Here is a 22,743-nt window from a genome sequence, read left to right on the forward strand (position 1 = left end):
ACGCCACGACAGGGGCCAAACGGCCCAAGGTCACAAATTCCTGCCTTTTCCCGCACCGCCTTCGTTGCTACCTAGGGCCAGCCGCCGGGAATCCGTTGACCGCGCCCGGCAATCATCCGATGCTGGGGCATCATATTAAAGCAGGAAGGTTTCGTTATGCAGAAATGGACATTGGCCGGTTCGACGGCTGTTCTGGCCCTGACGATGGGTCAAGCAGCCTTTGCGATTACCCCCGAAGAAGTCTGGCAGAAATGGGCGGATCAGGCGGAAAAGACCGGCCAGACCGTCACGGTCGGTTCTCAGGCGACCGAAGGCGATGCGTTGGTTGTCACGGGCGCTGTGTTTACCAGCACCCAGGAGGGTGCCGAAGCCACCATCACCATGCCCAAGGTCGTTCTGACGGATCTTGGTGATGAAACCGTCGAAGTGACCCTTCCCGAACCGGTCACGATCGAAATCAGCGGCGATGAGGCCGTCGTTGTCGAATTCGCTGCCCCCGCGATGACCTCGGTCGCCAGCGGCACGGTTGAAGAGACCAGCTTTGCCCTGAACATGCCCGAGGGCAAGATCACTGTCGTCAGCGTGGCCGGTGAAACCGCCGCCGATACCGGCAATGACATCACCTTTACCGTGACCAACGCAACGGGCAGCTATGTCGTGGCGGGTGACACCACCACCTCGGACATCAACGCCGAAAAGATGGCAATGAACGTCAAAGTCGCCGAACCGGGCGGCAGCGGCATGTTCAATATGACCGCCAACATGGCGGGTCTGGCGGGCAAGGGCACGATGACCATGGCTGCCGATGGCACCAGCATGGAAGACCTTCCGGCCGCACTGGCCGCCGGGATGGCGATGGACTTTGGCTATACCATCGGGGCCACCGATTTCGCCTTTGATTTTGCCGATGGTGCAGACACCGGCTCGGGCAAGGGCGTCATTGGCAGCGGCGATTTCGCGATCAAGATGGATGCCACCCAGATGGCCTATTCGGCAGGCTATAAGGGCGTCGATCTGTCGATGTCGGCCAGCACCATTCCCGTGCCCGAGGTCAAGCTGGGTCTGGCGGAACTCGCCTTTGGCGTCGTGATTCCGGTCGCCCCGGCCGAGGCTCCGCAAGATGCCTCGATGCTGGTGAAACTGGTCGATCTGACCATCTCGGACGATATCTGGGGCATGATCGACCCGGCGGCCAATCTGCCGCGCGACCCGATCACCGCCATTCTTGACTTGAAAGGCACGCTGACCGTCATGGCAAGCCTGCTGGATGAGGAAGCGATGGCCAGCGGCGCACCGCCCGCCCTGCCGAACTCGGTCGATCTGACCCAGTTGCAGCTGAAACTGCTGGGGGCCGAGCTGAATGGTTCGGGCAGCACCACCGTGGACATGATGCAGATGGGCCCGTCGGGCATGCCTGCGATGGAAGGTAAATTCAGCTTCAACGCGACGGGCGTGAACGCGCTGTTGGACAAAGTGGCGGCGATGGGCCTGATCCCCGAGGATCAGCTGATGGCCGCACGGATGATGATGGGCATGTTCGCCCAGCCGGGTGAAGGCGAGGATACCTTGGTGTCCGAAGTCGAATTCAAGGACGGCGGGCTGTTCGTGAACGGGATGCAGTTGCAATAATTCGCACTGCGGTTGATGAAGGGGCCGTCCGGGCGACCGGGCGGCCTTTGTTTTGAGAATTGGAGCGTAGGATGCGGCTGGCCCTTCTGACAATCACCACATGCCTTTCTGCGATGCCCGCCGTGGCCCAGATAACGGCGGCGGAATACTGGGCGCATTTGCAGGCGACGACCGGGGCGACCGGCCGGGCCGAGCCGCAGGCCAAGGGTCTGCGGGTTCAGGATGTGGTGGTTCAGGGTGGCGGAGTCCGGATCGAAGCGCCGGTTCTGCTGCTGACCGAAACCGCCAAGGGCCTTGAACTGCGCGGACCAGACGGGGCACTTGTCGAATTGGACGAATGGATGTTCGATGGCGCGTCCTATACCCGCGCCGCCTTTCGCGTGGACATGCCGGATCAGGTTTCCACCATCACGGGCGACGATGTGACGGCGCTGCGCTATGATTTCAGCACACCCAAAATGGTGATGGCCCTGACCGAACTGGCGGGCGCGCCGGTCGCGGGTGATAGTTTTGTGCTGTCCATCTCCAATGCGACAGGCCATTTCGCGCCTCAGGCGGGCACCGACGAATTTGCCGCCAATCTGGACCAGGTGGAGGTTGCCCAATCCGCCACGACCGGGCCTTCGACGCATAATTTCCGGCTGATGCTGTCCGATCTGGCCTTGGAAGCGCAATATAACATTCCTCAGGCAGCAATGCCCTCCGGGCAGACCGCCGCCGAGGCGATTGCGGCGGGTCTGGTGATGGATATGTCCTTCAGCGCGGCAGGGGGGCAGGCGAGTTTTGCCGAGGAAACACCCGTCGAAACGACCATCGCGACGGTGGGTCTGGGGGCTGTGGGTTTTGAACTGGGCATGGGCCCCAAGGGCTTTTCGCTGGACCAATCGGCCAAGGGTCTTTCCCTAGCCCTCGACCATCAGACCGAAGATCCCGAACAGGATCCAGTGATGATCGCGGTCGGTGGTGCGGATTATCAGGTGCAGATGGCTGCGCCCTTGGAGGCGCTGGATGAATTGGAACGGCAGGACGGTTCCTTCCCTCCCGGCGTGTCGATGGGCGTTGATCTGGCGCTGCGCGACCTGCTGCTGTCGGTCGGGCCGAAAGAAACACCGCTGGCCGATTTTGAAATCAAGACAAGCGGCGCGAAACTAGCCATCGACGATACGGCCTTGGATATGTCGGCCCAACTTGCAGGGGCCGCCTTCCAGGGGAATATGGGTGATCTGGGTGAGACAGTTGCCTTGCAAGCAGCCGAAGCCGGGTTTTCGCTGCTGTTTCCGGTCAATACGGTCGATGAACCGGCCCCTTTCCAAATCGGCTATAAAACCGTTGGCCTGACGCTTTCTGATCCGATCTGGGATCTTCTGGATGCGGCGAAACTCTTCCCCCGGGATCCGATCAACATCGACTTTGCGATGGACAACATCATCACCCTGCGTGCGCCTTTGGCCGAGCTGGACCGATATGACGTCGACAAGGGCGACATGCCCGTGGAGCTGAACGCCGTCAAACTGACGACGCTGCTGTTGTCGGGCCTTGGGGTCAAGGTCACCGGAACGGGGGCGGCCGACCTCGACTATTCCGAAGTGATGACTACCAGCGATATCCCCAAGGGCGATGGCAAGTTCAGCTTTGACCTTTTGGGCATCAACGGGCTGTTCGACAAGCTGGAACAGGGCGGCTTCCTTTCCAGTGACGAACTGATGGGCGCGCGGATGGGCCTGATGATGTTCGCCAAATCGGCGGGCGAGGGGGACCATATGACTTCAGAAGTCGAACTGCGCGAGGGGCGGGTCTATCTCAACGGGATGTTGATGCGCTAGGGGATGGCGATGGAAGGTATTTTCCGGGCCTTGCGGGCCGATATGGGCGGGCGGGTTGTGTCTGTGCTGCGCTTTGACCGGGCAGGGGGCCAAGTGCATCTGGTCTGGTCTTCGGATGAAAGCCTGCTGCCCTTTCCGGCGGTGATGCCGATGCCGGAAAACCGCTGGAGCCTGCAAGTGATGATCGAAGGCGATGCCTTCATGGCAAATGCGCCATGGGAATTTGATGGGCTGGTGCCCTTTGTCTCGATGGCCGCGGGGTCGGTCTTGAACCTGCCCTTGGGTGTCGATGGCGATATTGCCGGGGCGGTGACGGTCGAGGGGGACGAGGGGCATTTTGACGAGGTCCGCGTTTTCGCGCTTCAATCCTTGCTGGATGTTCACCGCGATGGGATGCTCGCGGCGCTGGGCTGACCTTGCCAGCCGGGGTCTTGGGGCTTAGGTCAGGGACAACAAAAAGGGGCCGATGATGACCGACCGTTTGCAAGACCTGACCCATGCTTTGCTCGATGCCGCGAAAATGGCGGGGGCCGATTCCGCCGATGCTTTGGCGGTGTCGGCCACGGCGCTGTCGATTGACATCCGGCGCGGCGCTTTGGAACAGGCGGAACGGTCCGAGGCGACAGATCTGGGCCTGCGGGTGATCATCGGCGGGCGTTCGGCCATTGTGTCGGCCTCGGACACCTCGGGTCGGACCATCGCCGAAATGGCGGAACGCGCGGTCGCAATGGCACAAGAAGCGCCGGTCGATCCCTATACCGGGCTGGCCGATGCGGGGCAGTTGGCCAAAGACTGGGATATTGCAACGCTGGATCTGTGCGACAACAGCGCCGAACCCGATGCGGCGGCATTGGAAGCGGATGCGCGGGCGGCTGAGGCGGCGGCGATGACCGGGGGCGCGGTGCAGGTCGAAGCCTCGGGGCATTATGCGCGGCAGGCGCTGCATATGGCGGCGACGAATGGCTTTGACGGCGGCTATGCCCGGACGTCGCGTTCTATCTCGGCGGTGGCTTTCGTGGGCACCGGCACGGGGATGGAGCGGGATTGGTCGGGCGAGACGCGGGTTTGTCAGGGCGATCTGCCGGGGGCCGACAGCATTGGGGCGCTGGCTATCGAACGGGCCAAGGCGCGGCTGGGCGCGCGGAAACCGGCGACGGGGGCTTATCCGGTGTTGTTCGATGAACGGGTGGCCAGCACGCTGATCGGGCATCTGCTGTCCGCCGCCAATGGCAGCGCCATTGCACGCGGTTCCAGCTGGCTGCTGGGCGCGCTGGGCCAGCAAGTTCTGCCCAAGGGGATGTCGGTGATCGAAGATCCGCGCCGAGTGCGGGTTGGGGCCAGCCGCCCCTTTGACGGTGAGGGGTTGGCCACGGCGCGGCGGGTGATCGTCGAGGATGGCATCCTGCAAGGCTGGACCTTGGACCTTGCGACGGGGCGCAAGCTGGGCATGGCCAGCACCGCCAATGCGGTGCGCGGCACCTCTTCGCCCCCCGCCCCCGCCACATCGAATATTGATCTTTCGCCGGGCAGCGCCACCCGCGCCGACTTGATCCGCGACATGGGCACGGGGTTGCTGATCACGTCGCTGATTGGCTCGACGGTCAACCCCAACACGGGCGACTATTCGCGTGGGGCCAGTGGTTTTTGGGTCGAGAACGGCGAGATTGCCTATCCGGTGAACGAATGCACCGTGGCGGGCAATCTAAAGGATTTCCTGTTGCGCCTCACCGCCGCCAATGATGCCCGTGCGCATCTGTCCACCCGCGTGCCCAGCCTGTTGGTTGAAGGGATGACCCTTGCCGGAAGCTGATCTTGCCCTGCTGCTGGAGGCCGCCGAACAGGCGGGGCGCATCGCCATGCGCTTTTGGCGGGCGGAACCGAAGTTCTGGGAAAAGCCGGGGCTGGGGCCCGTGTCTGAGGCCGATCTGGCGGTGAACGCCGCCCTGCGCGAAACCCTGCGCCGCGCGCGGCCCGACTATGGCTGGCTGTCCGAGGAAGATGCGGATGATCCGGCGCGGCTGGCCACCCGGCGGCAATTCGTGCTGGACCCGATTGACGGCACACGCGCCTTTCTGGCGGGAGAAGAGAACTTTGCCCATGCCTTGGCGGTGGTCGATGGCGGTCGGGTGATGGCCGGGGTCGTGCATATGCCCGCCAAAGCGCGGACCTATGCGGCGGATGCCCAGTCGGCGGCGACGGTGAATGGGCAGCCGATGCAACCCAGCGCGCAGGTTCAGGCTGACGGCGCGCGGTTGCTGACGACCGGGGCCGGTATGGCGCTGGAACACTGGCCGGGGGGGGTGCCAGATTTCAAGCGCAGCTTTCGTGCCAGTCTTGCCTATCGACTGTGCCTGATTGGGGAAGGGCGCTATGACGCGATGCTGACGTTTCGCCCGGCCTGGGAGTGGGACATTGCAGCGGCCAGCCTGATTGCCGAAAGGGCGGGGGCCAGTGTGAGCGATGCGAAAGGGGGCGCGCTGGTTTTTAACCGGCCCGATCCGCGCGCCGATGGTGTTGTTGTCAGCGCGACGCGGGCTTTGCAGTCCGAGATTGTTGCAAGGCATCTGGGTCGCGCCATGTGATCCCGGGGGCCAGGCACCCCCCGCCTGTGTTGGCTGGCAGCGGTTGATAAATATTTTATGGCGATGAACCGGATAGGTGGTGCGTGTTCCGGATCAGTTTTTTGTGCGGCGAGGTCTGGTTCTGGTCAAATCGGGCGGCTGTCGGATTGACGATGGAAATGGCACGGCGGCAGGGATCGGCCTGCGCCCGGCCTGATGAACCCGGTCTGGACTGCTGTCGGTTTCGTCGAGGCAGGGCCAGCCAGCGTCGCTTCGCCTGACGGTCTGGTTTTCAAGCCTTGATGCTGGGGGTTTCCTGCCGTGATGCTTCCCTTTAACCTTTCCAAATGACCGTCACGCTGCCCCTCTGGCTCTTCCTTCCTCTCGCCGCCTTCGCGGCCCTATCCCTTCTTCGCCTCGCCCTTGTCCCCTCTGTCCGCTGGTTCTTTCGCGCCCGCGCGGAACGCTTTCTGGCCAACCTCAACGCCCGCCTGAAACGCCCGATCCAGCCCCTGCGTCTGCTGGATCGCAACGACATGATCGTTCGCCTTGTCCATGACCCAAAGGTCATGCAGGTCGTCACCGACCATGCCGCCGAAAAGGGCATTCCCCTGCTGGTCGCGGTGGAAGAGGCCCGCGCTTACGCCCGCGAAATCGTCCCCGGCTTTTCCGCGCTGGTCTATTTCGGTTTCGCTGTCGGCCTTGCCCGCCGCCTCAGCCGCCTCTTCTATGACATCCACGCCGAACGCGTCGATCAGGCGCTGGAAGGCGTCGATCCCAAGGCCACCGTCGTTTTCGTGATGAACCACCGTTCCAATATGGACTATGTCCTTGTCACTTGGCTGGTCGCGGGCCAGTCCAGCCTGTCCTATGCCGTCGGCGAATGGGCACGGGTTTGGCCCTTGTCTTGGCTGTTCCGCGCGATGGGTGGCTATTTCATCCGGCGCGGCGGGCGCAACGCGCTTTATCGTCGGGTTCTCGCCCGCTATGTCCAGATCAGCGCGGCGGAAGGAGCCACGCAGGCGATGTTCCCCGAAGGCGGGCTTTCGCTGGATGGTCGAGTGGGCCGCGCCAAGCTGGGCCTGTTGAACTATCTGCTGGCGGGGCAGGCCGAAAACGGCGGCGATGTGGTCTTTATCCCCGTCGGCATCGCCTATGACCGCGTGCTGGAGGATCGGGTTCTGACCGGGGCCGCCGCAAAAGGGCAGGGCGACCGGCCCGCCGGGGATCGGCATTTCCGTATCCGCCCCTTGGCGATGCTGGGCTTTGCTCTGCGCAGCCTGTGGCAGGTGATCTGGCGCCGCTTTCCCGGCTTTGGTCGGGCCGGGGTGGCCTTTGGCCCCGCGCTGTCCTTGGCCGAATTCCGCATGCGGGTGGGCGATGATCCGCAGGCGCTGGCCGAGGCGCTGATGGAACGGATCGGCGCGGTGGTGCCGCTGTTGCCGGTGCCCTTGGTCGCTGCCGCCTTGGTGCAGGGCGCACAAACGCGACCGCAAATTTTGCAGGCTGTGCAAGACATTATGGCCGCGTTGCAAGCCCCGGATCCCGCGACCGAGGCTCTGGCGAACAAGGCCCTCCGCCGCCTGATCCTGCGCAAGATCGTGGTCGAAAAGGGTGACCGCCTGTCGGTGCCCGACACGAAAAAACCCCTGCTGCATTTCTATGCGGCAGGGGTCAGGCAGAGGCAGGAAACCTTGGGAAAGGTCAGGGGGTCAGAAAACGTCGACCAGATAAAGCAGGATGATGATGGGAATCGGAATGCCGATCAGCCAAGCGGCGATGCCTTTCATGGGAACCTCGTTCAAACTGTGAATGGCCCGCTGGGGCCGGTTGCAGAGTGAACGCGATAGGGCGAGGGTTGGTTCCCACGGGGTGGCCACGTTATGAGTTGATTATTGTCGTTCCAGAACCGTGCCATCTTCTACGGAGATCCGAAACCCAGAACCATTCCAAACCAAAGTCAAACTTTGAAGTGCGCGTCCTCGGGATCTTGCACCCCTCTCCGGCGCGCTGGTTTGCCAAGCGACAATCGTCTCGACGCGACAAGTCAGTTCATCGCAATTAATTGCTGTTGATCCGGGTTCGATCAAATACTCGCGCAACGGCCAACGTTCTGCAAAAGCGCGCTTATCTTCGATAACCGCAAAATTGGTCAATGACTTGCCGTAGTAATTCACCGTTAGAGCGTATTTTTCGGCGAGCGTATCAACTGCTTGTGCGTTCGGTAAAGACCAAAGGCGATTGAAATCTTGAACAAAAGCGGCTGCCAGATCTTTTTTACTCATGTCGGCGGTGGGCGTAGTAGGCTTTGCAACCCGCGATGATGAAGTGCCAATGATCCCCAATGTAGCAAGCTGCTCTGGAGTGTAGATGTGCATTTCTTCCGGCGGCGTACGAAGCATATCGACAATAACATCATCCGGAACGTTATAGTCCGAAAGAACATCCATCATGTCCGAGAGGGCCAGTTGACCGCTTTCCAAGTCGCCGCTGTCGCTGCTGATCTGATGAACACCCAACTCGCCGGATGACGCCCGCTCATTCCCCGCGAAAAACAGGAAGGCGCAAGCCGAGTAGCATCCAGTATCCGGGAGTATGGTAGTGTTCAGCTTGAGCCGGTCAATCTCGCGCGCGATGGTCAAGGCCGGTAAGACTGATCCACCGTCGCTAGCAAGAATGACCTCGGTTGCTCGTGGCATTTCCTCAAGCGCACGACTGAAATTGAGCGGCGTGCGGGCATCAATCGTCCCGACTATTGCGACGATCTCTGGTACTTCGGGATCGTAGATCACGGGGTCGTATTTGGTCACAAGTTCTGCCTGCACGGTCTGGGGCAACAGTATTGCCAGAAGCAATGCCAAGTTCCTGAACAAGAGCACCATGTCACCTCAAGCCAACTCCTTTCGTATGTTTGCCTACGCGGCCAGAGTTGTCAAAGCGTGAGCGTTTTAGAATAGTTCCAAATCTTGACTTCCCCCCGGCCAAGGCGCATATCCGAAGTCCCGAACCCGGAGCGCGCCCATGTTCATCCAGACCGAATCCACGCCGAACCCTGCGACCCTGAAATTCCTGCCGGGGCAGACCGTGCTGGAACTGGGCACGGCCGATTTTCCGAATTCGGAATCGGCGACGAAATCGCCCTTGGCGCAGCGCATCTTTAACACGGGTGCCGTCGCAGGCGTCTTCTTTGGCAATGATTTCGTGACCGTGACCAAGCACGACACGCTGGCTTGGGATCATATCAAGCCCGCGATCCTTGGCGCGATCATGGAACATTTCCAATCGGGCCAGCCGGTGATTTCGGGCGAAGGCCCGGCCCCCAGCGGCCACAAGGAATTCACGGGCGAGGATGCCGAGATCGTCACCCAGATTAAGGAATTGCTGGACACGCGGGTTCGCCCCGCCGTGGCGCAAGATGGCGGCGACATCACCTTTCATGGCTTTGACCGGGGCGTTGTTTACCTGCACATGCAGGGCGCTTGCGCGGGTTGCCCGTCCAGCACGCTGACGCTGAAGATGGGCATCGAAAACCTGCTGCGGCACTATATTCCCGAAGTGTTGGAAGTGCGGCCCGTCGCCGCCTGATCCTTGGTGATCCTCGCCTTTGACACTTCTGGCCCTTATTGCGCGGTGGCCCTGTTCTGGCCAGACATGGGCCGGATCGAAACCACAATAGAGCCGATGGAAAAGGGGCAGGCTGAACGGCTGATGCCGCTGATCCAAGACCTTTTGGCGCGCCACGATGTCACACTGCAAGACCTCACCGCCTTGGGCGTGGCCATCGGACCCGGCAATTTCACCGGTATCCGCATCGGCGTGGCTGCGGCGCGGGGCATGGCCCTTGGCCTGAACATTCCCGCCATTGGCGTCAGCGGTTTTGATGTTCTTCGCCATGATCAACCGCAGGCCACAGCCCTGATCACCGCCCCCCGGAACATGGCCTATGTCCAGAATTCCGACGCGGGCCCGGAACTGGTCGCCACTGATCCCGCTTTGACTGGCCTTTGGCTGCATGACTTGCCCCTTGCCGAACAGATCACCCGCATTGCCCAGATCGCGGCTATGCGTGGCCACCACCCGCAACCGCGCCCCGCGCCGCTGTATATCCGCCCCGCCGATGCCGCGCCGCCCGCCGATCCGCCGCCCGTGATCCTGCCGTGACGCCCGAAGCCTTGGCCCTGATCCACGCGCAATGTTTCACCCGCCCCCCGCCGTGGACGGCCAAGACCTTTGCCAGTTTTCTGACCGACCCCACCACCTTTCTGCTGACCGACGCCGATGCCTTTATTCTGGGCCGCGTCATTCTGGACGAAGCCGAGTTGCTGACCCTCGCCGTCGCCCCTCTGGCCCAAGGTCAAGGCAAGGGCCAGCGTCTTGTCGGCCAATTCCTGCAAACCGCCCGCCAAAAGGGGGCTGTCACCGCTTTTCTTGAGGTGGCCGAGGGTAATGCCCCCGCGAGGCAACTTTACGCCAAGGCCGGTTTCACCCAAACCGGGTGCCGCAAACGCTATTACGCCGGTGTCGAAGACGCGCTTTTGCTGTCGCGCCCGCTGTAAAAAGCAGCAGCATCAGCGAAAATCTGACCATCCAGTCCAATTTTGCGGCATGTGCCCCCGTCAAGCCCCTTGACCGGCCCAATGGTTCCCGCCCAAGGTCAGATCAATCCGGGGGGATGAGTCTGATCCAACCGGCCAAAATCAACAATCCGACCGGGAGAGTCCGATGACCCTGATGAAAACCCTGTTCTGCGCCAGCGCCGTGACCGCCCTGACCGCAGGCCTTGCCAGCGCCGAGCCTGCGATCATCTTCGATCTGGGCGGCAAGTTCGACAAATCCTTCAACGAAGCGGCCTTTAACGGCGCGTCGAAATGGGCCTCGGAAACCGGCGGCACGTTCAAGGAACTGGAAATGCAGTCCGAAGCGCAGCGCGAACAGGCCCTGCGTCGTCTGGCGGAATCGGGGGCCAACCCCGTTGTCATGACCGGCTTTGCCTTTGGCGACGTGCTGAACCAGGTTGCCCCCGACTTTCCGGACACCAAATTTGCGATCATCGACATGGTCGTCGATCAGCCGAACGTGAAATCGGTGGTCTTCAACGAACATGAAGGGTCGTATCTGGTCGGCATGATGGCGGGCCTTGCCTCGAAAACCGGCACGGTCGGCTTCATTGGCGGGATGGACATTCCGCTGATCCGCAAATTCGGCTGCGGCTATGCGCAAGGCGTGAAAGCGGTGAACCCGGATGCAACCATTGTGCTGAACATGACCGGCACGACGCCTGCGGCTTGGAATGACCCGGTGAAGGGTGCGGAACTGACCAAGGGCCAGAAAGCCCAAGGCGCAGACGTGATTTATGCGGCAGCCGGTGGCACGGGCGTTGGCGTCCTGCAAGCGGCGGCAGACGAAGGCATCCTGTCGATCGGCGTGGACAGCAACCAGAACTACATGCATCCGGGCAAGGTTCTGACCTCGATGCTGAAACGCGTGGACAATGCGGTCTATGAGGCCTTCAAGGAAGGCACCGATCTGAAGCCGGGCATCAATGTGATGGGTCTGGCGAACGACGGCGTGGGCTATGCGCTGGACGAAAACAACGCGCCGCTGGTGACCGATGAGATGAAAGCCACGGTCGATGCCGCCGCCGAGAAAATCAAGTCGGGCGAAATCGCGGTGCATGACTATATGGCCGACAACACCTGCCCTGCCGCGACCTTCTGATGGCGCAAGGCGTGGAAATGACGGGGCGGCCGGCAACGGCCGCCCCCTTTGCGATTGAACTGAAAGGCATTTCCAAGGCCTTTGGTCCGGTTCAGGCGAACAAGGACATCAACATCGCGGTGCCCAAGGGCACGATCCATGGGATCATCGGCGAAAACGGGGCCGGAAAATCGACGCTGATGTCGATCCTCTATGGTTTCTACAGGGCTGACGCGGGCGAGATTTTTATTGGGGGGCGTTTGACGCCCATCCCCGACAGCCAAAGCGCGATCCGGGCCGGGATCGGCATGGTTTTCCAGCATTTCAAGCTGGTGCAGAACTTTACCGTTCTGGAAAACGTCGTGCTGGGCGCGGAAGAGGGGGCTTTGCTGAACACCTCGCTGGCCAAGGCGCGGGCGGAACTGCAACGGCTTAGCCGTGACTATGAACTCGACGTGAATCCGGATGCCTTGATCGAAGATCTGTCGGTCGGCCACCAGCAACGGGTGGAAATCCTCAAAGCCCTGTATCGGCAGGCGGATATTCTGATTCTGGACGAACCCACCGGGGTTCTGACCCCGGACGAGGCCGACCACCTGTTCCGCATCCTGAAAGGCCTGCGCGATCAGGGGAAAACGGTGATCCTGATCACGCACAAACTGCGCGAGATCATGGAGGCGACGGACAACGTGTCGGTCATGCGGCGCGGCACGATGGTGGGCACGGTGAAGACGGCAGAGACAAGCCCCGAGGCCTTGGCCGAACTGATGGTGGGCCGCAAGGTTCTGTTGGAAGTCGAAAAGAAACCGGCGACGCCGGGCGCTGTCGTGCTGGATGTGCAGAACCTGCGGGTGGTCGATGAACATAAGGTAGAACGCCTGAAGGGCGTTTCCCTGCAAATCCGCGCCGGGGAAATTCTGGGCATCGCGGGCGTGGCGGGCAATGGCCAGTCGGAATTGCTGGCCGCGTTGGGCGGCATCACCAAGGCGACGGGTGCCGTTACTCTGAAAGGTGAGGCCCTGCCCCTGACCGGCAAAGGCGCGAATGGCCGCGCGCGGCGCGAGGCCGGGATCGGCCATATCCCCGAAGACCGGCAGGCGCTGGGCCTGATCATGGATTTCGCCGCTTGGGAAAACATGGCCTTTGGCTATCACCACCGCCCGCAATATGGCGCGGGCGCAGTGTTGATGGACAATGCCGCCGTGCGGGCCGAAACTGACAAGCAAATGGCGGCCTATGACGTGCGCCCGCCGATTGCCAGCTTGGCCGCGAAAAGTTTCAGCGGCGGCAACCAGCAAAAGATCGTCGTGGCGCGGGAAATCGAAAGCGGGCCGGACCTGCTGCTGATCGGCCAGCCGACGCGCGGTGTAGACATCGGGGCGATTGAATTCATCCACAAGCAGATCGTGGCACTGCGCGATGCGGGCAAGGCGATCCTGCTGGTCTCGGTGGAACTGGACGAAATCATGAGCCTGTCCGACCGCATTCTGGTGATGTTCGACGGCCAAGTGATGGGCGAACGCGACCCTGAGATCACCAACGAACGGGAACTGGGGTTGCTCATGGCGGGGATGACGGGATGATCGGCGTCGCAACCCCCACCCCCATCCCCTCCCCACGGGGAGGGGGCGCATCTTATCGGCCAACCTCATCGCTTGAAACATCGGTTCATCGCGCCCCCCTCCTCCCCGTGGGGAGGGATGGGGTGGGGGGCCTTTTGCAATTTTTCGGAAGGGCCGTCTGATGGACAAGCTTCCCCGCTGGGCCGATGTCGCCCTTGTGCCCTTTGTCAGCCTGCTGCTGGCCGCCATCGTCGCCGCCATCGTTCTGCTGGTCATCGGCCAAAGCCCGACCGAGGCGTTCAAAGTCATGGTCGAGGGGGCTTTGCTGTCCTCTTATGGCTGGGGCTATACGCTTTATTACACCACCAGCTTTATCTTTACCGGGCTGGCCGTGACCGTTGCCTTCCACGCCAGCATGTTCAACATTGGCGGCGAGGGGCAGGCGCAACTGGGCGGCTTGGGAGTCGCCTTGGTCTGTCTGGCCCTGCCTTGGCCGCATTGGTCGGTCGCCCTGCTGGCGGCTGCCTTGGGCGGGGCGGCTTTTGGCGCGGCTTGGGCCGCCATCCCGGCCTATCTGCAAGCGAAACGCGGCAGCCATATCGTGATTACCACAATCATGTTCAACTACATCGCCGCCTCGTTGCTGGTTTACATGCTGGTCGATGTGCTGCGTCCGGCAGGCCAGATGGATCCGGCCACGGCGCGTTTCCCCGAAGGCACCAACCTACCGACGCTGAACCATATCCCCGGCCTGAACCTGCTGTTCCCCAAGGATGTGCCCGCCAACGTCACCCTTTTCGTCGCCCTCGCCGCGGCTTGGGCCGTCTGGATGCTGCTGTGGCGCACTCGGCTGGGTTATGAAATCCGCGCCTTTGGCAAATCGGAACCGGCGGCGCGCTATGCCGGGATCAACCCGACCAAGATCATCATGGTCTCGATGCTGATCTCTGGCGGACTGGCGGGGATGATGGCGATCAACAACGTGATGGGCGAAAGCGAACGTCTGGTGCAGAACGCCGCCGAAGGGGCCGGTTTCATTGGCATCGCGGTGGCGCTGATGGGCCGCAACCATCCGGTCGGTGTGCTGCTGGCGGCGCTGTTGTTTGGCTTTCTGTATCAAGGCGGGGCGGAGCTTGGTCTGTGGACCTCGATTCCCATTGAAATGCGGATCGTCGTGCAGGGTCTGGTGATCCTTTTCACCGGCGCTTTGGATATGATGGTGCGGATGATCCTGACTCGTGTCTTCGCCCTGTTCCGGGGCCGACCGGCAGCACAGGGGGCGGTGTGATGGATTATGCAACCCTGATCCAGATCCTCGATTCCACCCTGCGGCTGGCCACACCTTTGCTTCTGGCCTGCCTTGCCGGGCTTTATTCCGAACGCGCCGGGATTTTCGACATCGGTCTGGAAGGCAAGATGCTGATGGCCGCCATGGCGTCGGGTGCCGTCGCCGCCGTCACGGGTTCGGCGTGGGCGGGGCTTGGCGCGGGAATCCTTGCGTCCTTGCTGCTGGGTGCCGTGCATGGTCTGGCCTCGATCACCTTTCGCGGCAATCAGTTGATTTCCGGTGTGGCGCTGAACTTTGTGGCCTCGGGCGTCACGGTTCTGGTCGCGCAAAGTCTGTTCGGACAGGGCGGGCGCACCCCTCCGCTGTCGGGCGATGCTCGTTTCAACCCCATCACCCTACCTTTCGCCGAGGCGGTCAAGGACGTGCCCCTGATCGGACCGTTCTATTTTGAGGTTTTGTCGGGCCATTCGATCCTTGTTTATGCGGCTTTGGCCTTGGTGCCGCTGACATGGTGGGTTCTGTTCCGCACAAGGTTCGGCCTTCGCCTGCGGGCGGTGGGGGAAAACCCGGCGGCGGTCGATACGGCGGGCGTTTCCGTCAAAGGCCTGCGTTGGGCCGCTGTGGCGATCACCGGGGTTCTGTGCGGCATCGCCGGGGCCTATATGGCGACGGCGCTGCAAGCAGGCTTTGGCAAGGAAATGACGGCCGGACGGGGTTATATCGCCTTGGCCGCGCTGATCTTTGCCAAATGGCGGCCGGTGGCGGCGCTTTGGGCCTGTCTGTTGTTTGGCTTTTTTCAGGCCTTGGCGACGCGCACCGATGTTGTCGAAGGTCTGGTCGGCATGAAGGTGCCCGTGCCCTTCCTTGATGCTTTGCCCTATATCCTGACGGTCGTCGTACTGGCCGGATTCATCGGCAAGGCCATCCCGCCAAGGGCGGGCGGCGAACCCTACGTCAAGGAGCGCTAGAGCCTAGCCAATTCCAACAGGGGCCGTCGCCGCAAGCGACGGCCCCTGTTGCATTTTGTTCATCCGATTTTGCGGCGCCCGTCACCCTGGCTTTACATGCCCTCCCTACCGCTGCCCCATCGGCGGGGCAGGCCCCGCCTTCGCATGTTTTGAAGGAGTCCCCCATGTCCCTGCCCATCCTCGGCGCTGCCCTGACGCTGGCTGATCTGCCCGCCCATGCCGACTGGCTGCGCGAAGCACCCCGCGATCTGGAGCTGCAAGATTTTGTCGAGGCCGATGTGCTGGACAACGACTGGCACCCCTTGGTGCAGCGCGCCAAACAGGCGCTGGATGGGCACAAGGGGCGCTTGGGCATCCATGGTCCTTTCTGGGGTTGGACCATTGCCAGCTATGACCCCGCCGTGCGCGCTGTGGTGCGGCGGCGGCTGGATCAGGGTTTGGATGTCTGTCAGGCCTTGGGCGGCACCCATATGGTGATCCATTCGCCGTTTTCGACCTGGGGCTATAATCACAAGGGCCTTTACCCAGCCGACACCGACCGTTTTCTTTCGGCTGTGCGTGACACACTCTCGGCGGCGCAGGATCGCGCCGATGCGATGGGGGTGACCTTGGTCATGGAAAACATTGAAGACCGCGACCCGATGGACCGTTTTCATTTGTGCGAAGCGCTGGGTTGGAAGGCTCTGGCCCTCTCGGTCGATACCGGTCATGCCCATTATGCTCACGGCTTTACCGGCGCGCCGCCCGTCGATTTCTACATCCGCGCGGCGGGCGAACGGCTTGGCCATGTCCATCTGCAAGACGCCGATGGCTATGCCGACCGCCACTGGCAGATTGGCCATGGCACGATCCTGTGGCCTTCGGTGTTTGCCGCGCTGGCCAAGATTGAAGCCCAGCCCAGGTTGATTTTGGAATTGAAGGATAAAGCTGGGGTCATTCCTTCCGCCCGCTACCTGCAAGCTTTGGGGTTGGCAGAATGAAATTCATCGTCCTCTCGGATCTGCACCTTTCCGCCCCCGGCGTTCCGGTGAACGGTCTGGATACCGGCGAACGCTTGGCGGCGGCAGTGGCCTGTATAAACCGTGATCACGCCAATGCCGATTTCGTGCTGATCGCGGGTGATCTGGCCGACCGGGCCGAACCCGCCGCTTATCACGCCCTGCGCGATTTGTTGGAACCCCTGACGATGCCGGTGCATCTGACCTTGGGCAACCACGACCACCGCGACAACTTTCTGTCGGTCTGGGGCATGGCTCTGGATCACCCCCAAGGTCGGATTTCGCAGGCCATCGATCACGACGGCTATCGTATCCTCCTGCTGGACAGCTCGGAACCCGGTCTGGTTGGTGGCAGGCTTTGCGAGGGCCGTTGGCAATGGTTGGAGGATCGGCTGGGCGAGGCGGGTGACAGGCCGGTGATCGTCGTGCTGCATCACCATGCGGCACCGCTGTCTTTGCCCGTCGATGACATTGTGCTGGAAGACGGCACTCGCTTTGCCGAGACGCTGAACCGACATCCCGATGTGCGGCTGGTGCTGTCGGGCCATGTCCATTTGCCCAGCGCCGGAACCTGGCGTGGCCTGCCGGTCGTCACCATGGCGGGTAGCCATTATTCGGTCAGCCCCCATGTTCCTGGTGTGCCCGGTGACCAGCGCCAGTTGGAGGGGCCGGCCCAGATGGCGGTGGTTCTGGCTGATGCGGATGGCGTCATGGTCCATTTTCACGACTATCTGGACCGCCATCTGATCTTGGCCCCCGGTCTTTTTGCCCACGGCTGACCGGGCGCAACGAAATGAAGATCTGCCGCGCAGGGTCCACCTTGCGCGGATAGTGTATATTTATCAGTAATTTGAGAAATATTGCGTCACAAAATCTTGCCCTTTCCGTCGCCAAAATGAAACGGCTTTCCCCCATTCCCCTGCCCAAGCCGCCCCTGCCGCGCGGCTGAACCCAAGGGAGATCGGGACAATGATGAACAAGCTTGCAACGGCGGCCTGCGCGCTGATGGCGCTGACGGGTGCCGCCCATGCCGACAAGATCAAGTTCGAATACTGGTATGGCCTGACCGGCGATCTGGGCAATGTCGTGCTGGAAACCTGCAACCGTTTCAACGCCTCGCAAGACCAGTATGAGGCGGTCTGTGTGGGGCACGACGGCTATGAAAAGGCCGTGCAGAACACCATCGCCGCCTTCCGTGCAGGCAAGCACCCGGTTCTGCTGCAATCCTTTGACGCAGGCACCGCCGATCTGATGCTGTCGGGCCAATTCTACCCGGTGCACCAGATGATGAAAGATTTCGACATCACCATCGACTGGGCCAATTACTTCCCCGGCATCGCGAACTATTATTCGTCCTCGACCGGCGATTTCATTTCGATGCCGTTCAATTCGTCCACCCCGGTTTTCTATTACAACAAAGCCCATTTCGCCAAAGCGGGGATCACCGATGCACCGCAGACTTGGGAGCAGATGGAAGCCGCCTTCAAGGCGCTGAAGGCCAGCGGTCAGGAATGCAGCTGGGCCTATTCGCCCGATTCCTGGATCGACATGGAACAATTCTCCATGGCGCATAACATCCCCGTCGCCTCGAACAACAACGGCTATGACGGGCTGGACACGGAACTGCTGTTCAACACCACGCAGCACCTGAAGCATATGGAAAACATCCAGAAATGGATGGACGACGGCTATGTCCAGCTGCGCACCCAAGCCTCGGGCAAGATCGCCCGCGACAGCTTTGTGGAAGGCGAATGCTCGGTCTTCTTCTCGTCCATCGCCGACCACAACACGGTGCATAAGGTCGCGCCGGAAGGTCTGGAATGGGATGTGTCGATGATCCCGGTGTATGAGGGTTTTGAACGTCACAACACCGTGGTCGGCGGCGCATCGCTGTGGGTCTTGGCGGGCAAGTCCGACGACGAATATAAGGCTGCGGCTGCCTATCTGGCTTTTCTCGCCACGCCTGAATCGGAAGAGTTCTTTGTGTCGAACACGGGCTATATCCCGGTGACGAAGGGCGGCTATCAGGCGCTGCTGGACAAGGGTTTTTACGAAGCCGAACCCTATAAGAACCGCGACATCGCGTTGAAATCGCTGACCTTCACCGAGCCGGGCCCCTTGACCCGTGGCATCCGTCTGGGTGGCTTCATCCAGATTCGCGCCGAATGGAAGGCCGAGGTTGAAGCCGCCCTCGCGGGGCAGAAGACCATGAAAGAGGCGCTGGATACGGCCGCGGCCCGCGGCAACGAACAACTGTCGCGTTTTGCCCAGACCTACGCTGGCAAGTCCTTCCCGTAAGGCGAAGCCTCGGGCGCGGCAGACCGCTGCCGCGCCCAACCCCTGCCAAAGGAACGCCCATGCGCCGCGCCCATTTCAAATTCAGCTGGATCGCCGCCGTGCTGCTGGCTCCGCAGCTGCTGATCATCTTTGTCTTCTTCTACTGGCCCTCTGCGCAGGCGATGTATTGGGCCTTTACGCTGGAACAGCCTTGGGGCGGCGGCAACACCTGGGTTGGCTTTGACAATTTCCGCAAAGTGCTGACCGATCCCTACTATTGGGCCTCGGTCAAGGTTTCGATGATCTACGCCTTTGCCACCACCGCGCTGTCGATGGCGATGGCCCTGACGCTGGCGATGTTCGTTGACCGCCAATTGGCGGGCTACCGCGCCTATCGCGTCACGATGATCCTGCCCTATGCCGTCGCCGCCCCCGCCGTGGGTCTGGCCTTTCGCTTTGTCTTCAATCCACAAGCTGGCGTCTTTTCCTTTCTGAACACGCTGTCCCCCGGCATCTGGGATCCCGGTCAATCGGGCTGGCAGGCGGTTCTGACCATCATTCTCGCGGGCGCCTGGAAACATGTGGCCTATAGCTTCATCTTCTTTCTTGCGGCCCTGCAATCTATCCCCCGTTCCCTGACCGAGGCGTCGGCGATGGACGGTGCCCGCCCCCTGCGCCGGATGGTCGATCTGCAACTGCCGCTGCTGACGCCCACCCTATTTTTTCTGGTGATTATCAACCTGACCGACAGCTTCACCGACAGTTTCGGCATCGTCGATACCCTCACCGGCGGCGGTCCGTTCCGTGCGACGGATCTGATGGTCTACAAGATCTATGCCGATGGCTTCCGTGGCTTTGACTATTCGGGCGCTGCTGCCCAATCCATTGTGCTCATGGCCCTCGTCATGGCCCTGACCTTCGTGCAGTTCCGCTATGTGGAACGCCGCGTGCATTACAGCTGAGGCTCCTATGATCGAACGCACCCCTTGGCTCAACCTTGCCACCCATCTGATCCTGATCCTTGGGTTGGTCATGATCCTGCTGCCCATCTGGCTGACCTTTGTCGCCGCCAGCCATGACCTGCAAACCGTGAACACGGCCCCCGTCGAGTTCTGGCCCGGCCCCTATCTGCTGGACAACCTCCGCACCGCTTGGGTCGAATCCGATTTTGGGCCAAAGTTTGTGAACAGCCTGATCGTTGCGACCGGGGTTGTCATCGGCAAGATCACCTTGGCCTGCATCACCGCCTTTGCGCTGGTATTCTTTAACTTTCGTGGCCGGATGCTGATCTTCTGGATGATCTTCATCACCCTTATGCTGCCCTTGGAAATCCGCATTGTCCCGACCTATGCCGTCGCCGCCAATGCGCTGTCGCCGTTTCAGACCCTGTTGGATGTCACCGGCATCACCTGGGCGGTTCAGACCCTTTCTGGCCTACAGATCGCCTTGGAATGGAACCTGCTCAACTCCTACACCGGCCTTATCCTGCCTTTGGTCGCCACGGCCACCGGCACGTTTCTGTATCGCCAATTCTTCCTGACTGTCCCGGATGAACTGGTCGAAGCCGCGCGGATGGATGGCGCAGGCCCCCTGCGCTTTCTTTGGGACACGCTGATCCCCTTGTCGAAAACCAACATCGCCGCCTTGGCGACGATCATGTTCGTCTATGCCTGGAACCAGTACCTTTGGCCGTTGCTGGTCGTCACCGACCGCGCCGCTTATGGAGTTGTCGTCGTCCAGCTGTCCGATCTGGTGCCCGACAACCTGACCACAGGCGGCGGCACGCCGAACTGGCACATCGCGATGGCGGCGACCCTGATGGTCATGCTGCCACCCATCGCCATCGTCATCTTCATGCAGCGCTGGTTCGTGCGCGGCCTGATCAACACCGACAAATAGGGGGCTAACATGGCCGAAATCGACATCCGCCGCGTGGGCAAGACCTATGGCAAGACCGTCATCATGCAGGGTGTCGATCTGACCATCCGCTCGGGCGAGTTTCTGGTGATCCTGGGCCCTTCGGGCTGCGGCAAGTCCAGCCTGCTGCGTATGATCGCCGGGCTGGAAGAGATCTCTAGCGGCGAAATCACGATTGCGGGGCAAGCGGTGAATCACCTCGAACCGAGGGAACGTGGCTGCGCGATGGTCTTTCAGAACTATGCGCTTTATCCCCATATGACCGTGGCTGAAAACATCGGCTATGCGCTGAAGGTGGCAGGTGTTGCCAAGGCCCAGCGATTGGCGCGTGTCACGGATGTCGCGCAGTCGGTGGGCCTGTCAGAGTTTCTGGATCGTCGCCCCGGCCAACTCTCCGGCGGCCAGCGGCAACGGGTCGCGATGGCCCGCGCCATCATTCGCGAACCCAAGGTCTTTTTGTTCGATGAGCCGCTGTCGAATCTCGACGCCAAGCTGCGCGTTCAAATGCGCCATGAAATCCGCCGCATTCACAACCGCATCGGCGCAACCTCGGTTTTTGTGACCCATGATCAGCACGAAGGCATGACTTTGGCCGACCGTCTGGTGGTGATGAACAAGGGCACTATCGAGCAGATCGGCACGCCGGAAGACATTTATGAACGCCCCGCGTCCACCTATGTGGCCGGTTTCATCGGCAGCCCGGCCATGAACCTTTTGCCGGGGCGCTTGTCGGACGACCGACGCGCCGTTGTTCTGGAAAGCGGCCCGCGCATTGACTTGCCGGGCCCTGCGACAGGCCTGAACCCCGGGGCCTTGGTCCAGATGGGGTTCCGCCCGGAAAAGGCCAGCTTGACCGCGCCGGGCCGTGGCACGATCGAGGCCCGCTTTGATTTTGTCGAAGAACTGGGTGCTGGCCGCGTCTATCACCTGCGGATCGAAGATATCCCGGTCAGCCTGCATTCCGAGGCCAAGATGAAACTGGCCGAAGGGGCCAGCATTGGCCTCGATCTGGGGCATCAGAATCTGCATCTTTTTGACGGCCAGACCGGGCGGAGAGTGCCGCTTTCCGTCGAAATGCCGCAGCTTGCGCCCACCGCCTGACCGTCACGCAAGTTTCATATCCCAGCATCCCCCCTGTCACAGAATGCCCCTAGACCGCAGGGCGTCAACAAACAGGTGCTGCCCGTGCTGCAAGTTCAGAACGTGACCCGGATCTTTGGTGAAAAAGCCGCCGTCGACCGGATCAGTTTCGCCATCGACCGCCCGGCCTTTGTGGGCATCATCGGGCGTTCTGGCGCGGGCAAGTCCACCTTTCTGCGCATGATGAACCGCCTGACCGATGCCTCTTCGGGCGAAATCCTTGTCGAAGGCCGCAATGTTCTGGCGTTGCGCGGCGCACAGGCCCGCGCTTGGCAAAGCCAATGCGCGATGATCTTTCAGCAGTTCAATCTTGTGCCTCGGATGGATGTCGCCTCGAACGTGCTGCACGGCATTCTGAACCGCCGTTCGACGGCGCAGACTCTGTTCAACCTTTGGCCCCGTGCCGACATCCTCCGCGCGCTCGACATTCTGGAACGCCTTGGCATCGCCGAACAGGCCCCGAAACGGGCCGAGGCTTTGTCGGGCGGCCAACAACAGCGCGTCGCCATTGCCCGCGCCCTGATGCAAGACCCCAAGATCATTCTGGCCGATGAACCCATCGCCAGCCTTGACCCCATGAATGCCCAGATCGTCATGGACACGCTGAAACGTATCAATTTCGAAGACGGGCGGATGGTCATTGCCAACCTCCATACCCTCGACACCGCCCGCCGCTACTGCGACCGGGTGATCGGTATGCGCGACGGCCGTATTGTCTTTGACGGCACGCCCGACCAGCTTTCCACGGGCGTCGCCCGTGACATCTATGGCGCGGATGAAACCTTTAACGAGGCCGCCACCTCGACCGCGATCCCGACGGACCATCAGGCCGACGACGCCTATGCCGAAACCCTTCTGCACTGAAATCCCACGGGGTCCGCTT

The 22,743-nt window shown here is 61.5% G+C and carries 21 protein-coding genes; 20 read left to right on the forward strand and 1 reads right to left on the reverse strand.

Features of this window, described 5'->3' with window-relative positions:
- Positions 1-156: 156 nt before the first annotated feature.
- The 6 genes from IE095_RS07525 (at position 157) to IE095_RS07550 (ending at position 7,854) form a co-directional block, all read left to right on the forward strand.
- Positions 157-1,629, forward strand: a complete 1,473-nt coding sequence (locus IE095_RS07525) for a DUF2125 domain-containing protein (protein WP_189411018.1) — start codon at positions 157-159, stop codon at positions 1,627-1,629.
- 113 nt (positions 1,630-1,742) lie between these two features.
- Entirely contained in the window at positions 1,743-3,452 is a 1,710-nt protein-coding gene (locus IE095_RS07530) for a hypothetical protein (RefSeq protein WP_229804615.1), read from the forward strand.
- 9 nt (positions 3,453-3,461) lie between these two features.
- The gene (locus IE095_RS07535; RefSeq protein ID WP_189411020.1) at positions 3,462-3,866 is read left to right on the forward strand and encodes a hypothetical protein; all 405 of its coding nucleotides are present in this window, start codon (positions 3,462-3,464) and stop codon (positions 3,864-3,866) included.
- A gap of 55 nt (positions 3,867-3,921) precedes the next feature.
- Positions 3,922-5,262, forward strand: a complete 1,341-nt coding sequence (locus IE095_RS07540) for a TldD/PmbA family protein (protein WP_189411021.1) — start codon at positions 3,922-3,924, stop codon at positions 5,260-5,262.
- Positions 5,249-6,034, forward strand: a complete 786-nt coding sequence (locus tag IE095_RS07545; RefSeq protein WP_189411022.1) for a 3'(2'),5'-bisphosphate nucleotidase CysQ — start codon at positions 5,249-5,251, stop codon at positions 6,032-6,034. The genes IE095_RS07540 and IE095_RS07545 overlap by 14 nt, the downstream gene beginning before the upstream one ends.
- Before the next feature lie 326 nt (positions 6,035-6,360).
- Entirely contained in the window at positions 6,361-7,854 is a 1,494-nt protein-coding gene (locus tag IE095_RS07550) for a 1-acyl-sn-glycerol-3-phosphate acyltransferase (protein WP_194570775.1), read from the forward strand.
- 51 nt (positions 7,855-7,905) lie between these two features.
- Here the strand turns inward: IE095_RS07550 and IE095_RS07555 are convergent, their stop codons facing one another.
- Complete coding sequence (locus IE095_RS07555; protein ID WP_189411023.1) at positions 7,906-8,874, reverse strand: COG3904 family protein; 969 nt, start codon at positions 8,872-8,874, stop codon at positions 7,906-7,908.
- A gap of 160 nt (positions 8,875-9,034) precedes the next feature.
- Between IE095_RS07555 and IE095_RS07560 the strand changes: the two genes are divergently transcribed.
- The 14 genes from IE095_RS07560 (at position 9,035) to phnC (ending at position 22,724) form a co-directional block, all read left to right on the forward strand.
- Entirely contained in the window at positions 9,035-9,598 is a 564-nt protein-coding gene (locus IE095_RS07560) for a NifU family protein (RefSeq protein WP_189411024.1), read from the forward strand.
- Between the two features lie 45 nt (positions 9,599-9,643).
- Positions 9,644-10,174 carry a tRNA (adenosine(37)-N6)-threonylcarbamoyltransferase complex dimerization subunit type 1 TsaB gene (tsaB, locus tag IE095_RS07565; RefSeq protein WP_229804617.1) on the forward strand — a complete coding sequence of 177 codons (531 nt, stop codon included), beginning with the start codon at positions 9,644-9,646 and terminating at the stop codon, positions 10,172-10,174.
- The gene (rimI, locus tag IE095_RS07570) at positions 10,171-10,569 is read left to right on the forward strand and encodes a ribosomal protein S18-alanine N-acetyltransferase (protein ID WP_189411026.1); all 399 of its coding nucleotides are present in this window, start codon (positions 10,171-10,173) and stop codon (positions 10,567-10,569) included. Before tsaB ends, rimI begins: the two co-directional genes overlap by 4 nt.
- A gap of 166 nt (positions 10,570-10,735) precedes the next feature.
- Entirely contained in the window at positions 10,736-11,731 is a 996-nt protein-coding gene (locus IE095_RS07575; protein ID WP_189411027.1) for a BMP family lipoprotein, read from the forward strand.
- Complete coding sequence (locus IE095_RS07580) at positions 11,731-13,293, forward strand: ABC transporter ATP-binding protein (RefSeq protein ID WP_189411028.1); 1,563 nt, start codon at positions 11,731-11,733, stop codon at positions 13,291-13,293. The genes IE095_RS07575 and IE095_RS07580 overlap by 1 nt, the downstream gene beginning before the upstream one ends.
- Before the next feature lie 160 nt (positions 13,294-13,453).
- The gene (locus tag IE095_RS07585) at positions 13,454-14,560 is read left to right on the forward strand and encodes an ABC transporter permease (RefSeq protein ID WP_189411029.1); all 1,107 of its coding nucleotides are present in this window, start codon (positions 13,454-13,456) and stop codon (positions 14,558-14,560) included.
- Positions 14,560-15,528 (forward strand): ABC transporter permease, encoded by a 969-nt coding sequence (locus IE095_RS07590; RefSeq protein ID WP_189411030.1) that lies wholly within the window; start codon positions 14,560-14,562, stop codon positions 15,526-15,528. The genes IE095_RS07585 and IE095_RS07590 overlap by 1 nt, the downstream gene beginning before the upstream one ends.
- Positions 15,529-15,692: 164 nt before the next feature.
- Positions 15,693-16,508 (forward strand): sugar phosphate isomerase/epimerase family protein, encoded by an 816-nt coding sequence (locus IE095_RS07595; protein WP_189411031.1) that lies wholly within the window; start codon positions 15,693-15,695, stop codon positions 16,506-16,508.
- A complete protein-coding gene (locus IE095_RS07600) occupies positions 16,505-17,305 on the forward strand; it encodes a phosphodiesterase (RefSeq protein ID WP_189411032.1) in 801 nt (266 codons plus the stop codon). Before IE095_RS07595 ends, IE095_RS07600 begins: the two co-directional genes overlap by 4 nt.
- Positions 17,306-17,498: 193 nt before the next feature.
- Positions 17,499-18,824: an extracellular solute-binding protein gene (locus tag IE095_RS07605; RefSeq protein WP_189411033.1), complete on the forward strand. Its 1,326-nt coding sequence runs from the start codon at positions 17,499-17,501 to the stop codon at positions 18,822-18,824.
- Positions 18,825-18,883: 59 nt separating this feature from the next.
- On the forward strand, positions 18,884-19,765 hold the full coding sequence (locus IE095_RS07610) for an ABC transporter permease subunit (RefSeq protein ID WP_189411034.1): 882 nt from the start codon (positions 18,884-18,886) through the stop codon (positions 19,763-19,765).
- Positions 19,766-19,772: 7 nt separating this feature from the next.
- Complete coding sequence (locus IE095_RS07615; protein ID WP_189411035.1) at positions 19,773-20,702, forward strand: ABC transporter permease subunit; 930 nt, start codon at positions 19,773-19,775, stop codon at positions 20,700-20,702.
- A 9-nt stretch (positions 20,703-20,711) separates the two neighbouring features.
- Positions 20,712-21,821 carry an ABC transporter ATP-binding protein gene (locus IE095_RS07620; RefSeq protein WP_189411036.1) on the forward strand — a complete coding sequence of 370 codons (1,110 nt, stop codon included), beginning with the start codon at positions 20,712-20,714 and terminating at the stop codon, positions 21,819-21,821.
- Positions 21,822-21,905: 84 nt separating this feature from the next.
- The gene (gene phnC, locus IE095_RS07625) at positions 21,906-22,724 is read left to right on the forward strand and encodes a phosphonate ABC transporter ATP-binding protein (protein WP_189411037.1); all 819 of its coding nucleotides are present in this window, start codon (positions 21,906-21,908) and stop codon (positions 22,722-22,724) included.
- Positions 22,725-22,743 lie beyond the last annotated feature (19 nt).

Source organism: Neogemmobacter tilapiae, assembly GCF_014652215.1.
GTDB lineage: Bacteria > Pseudomonadota > Alphaproteobacteria > Rhodobacterales > Rhodobacteraceae > Neogemmobacter > Neogemmobacter tilapiae.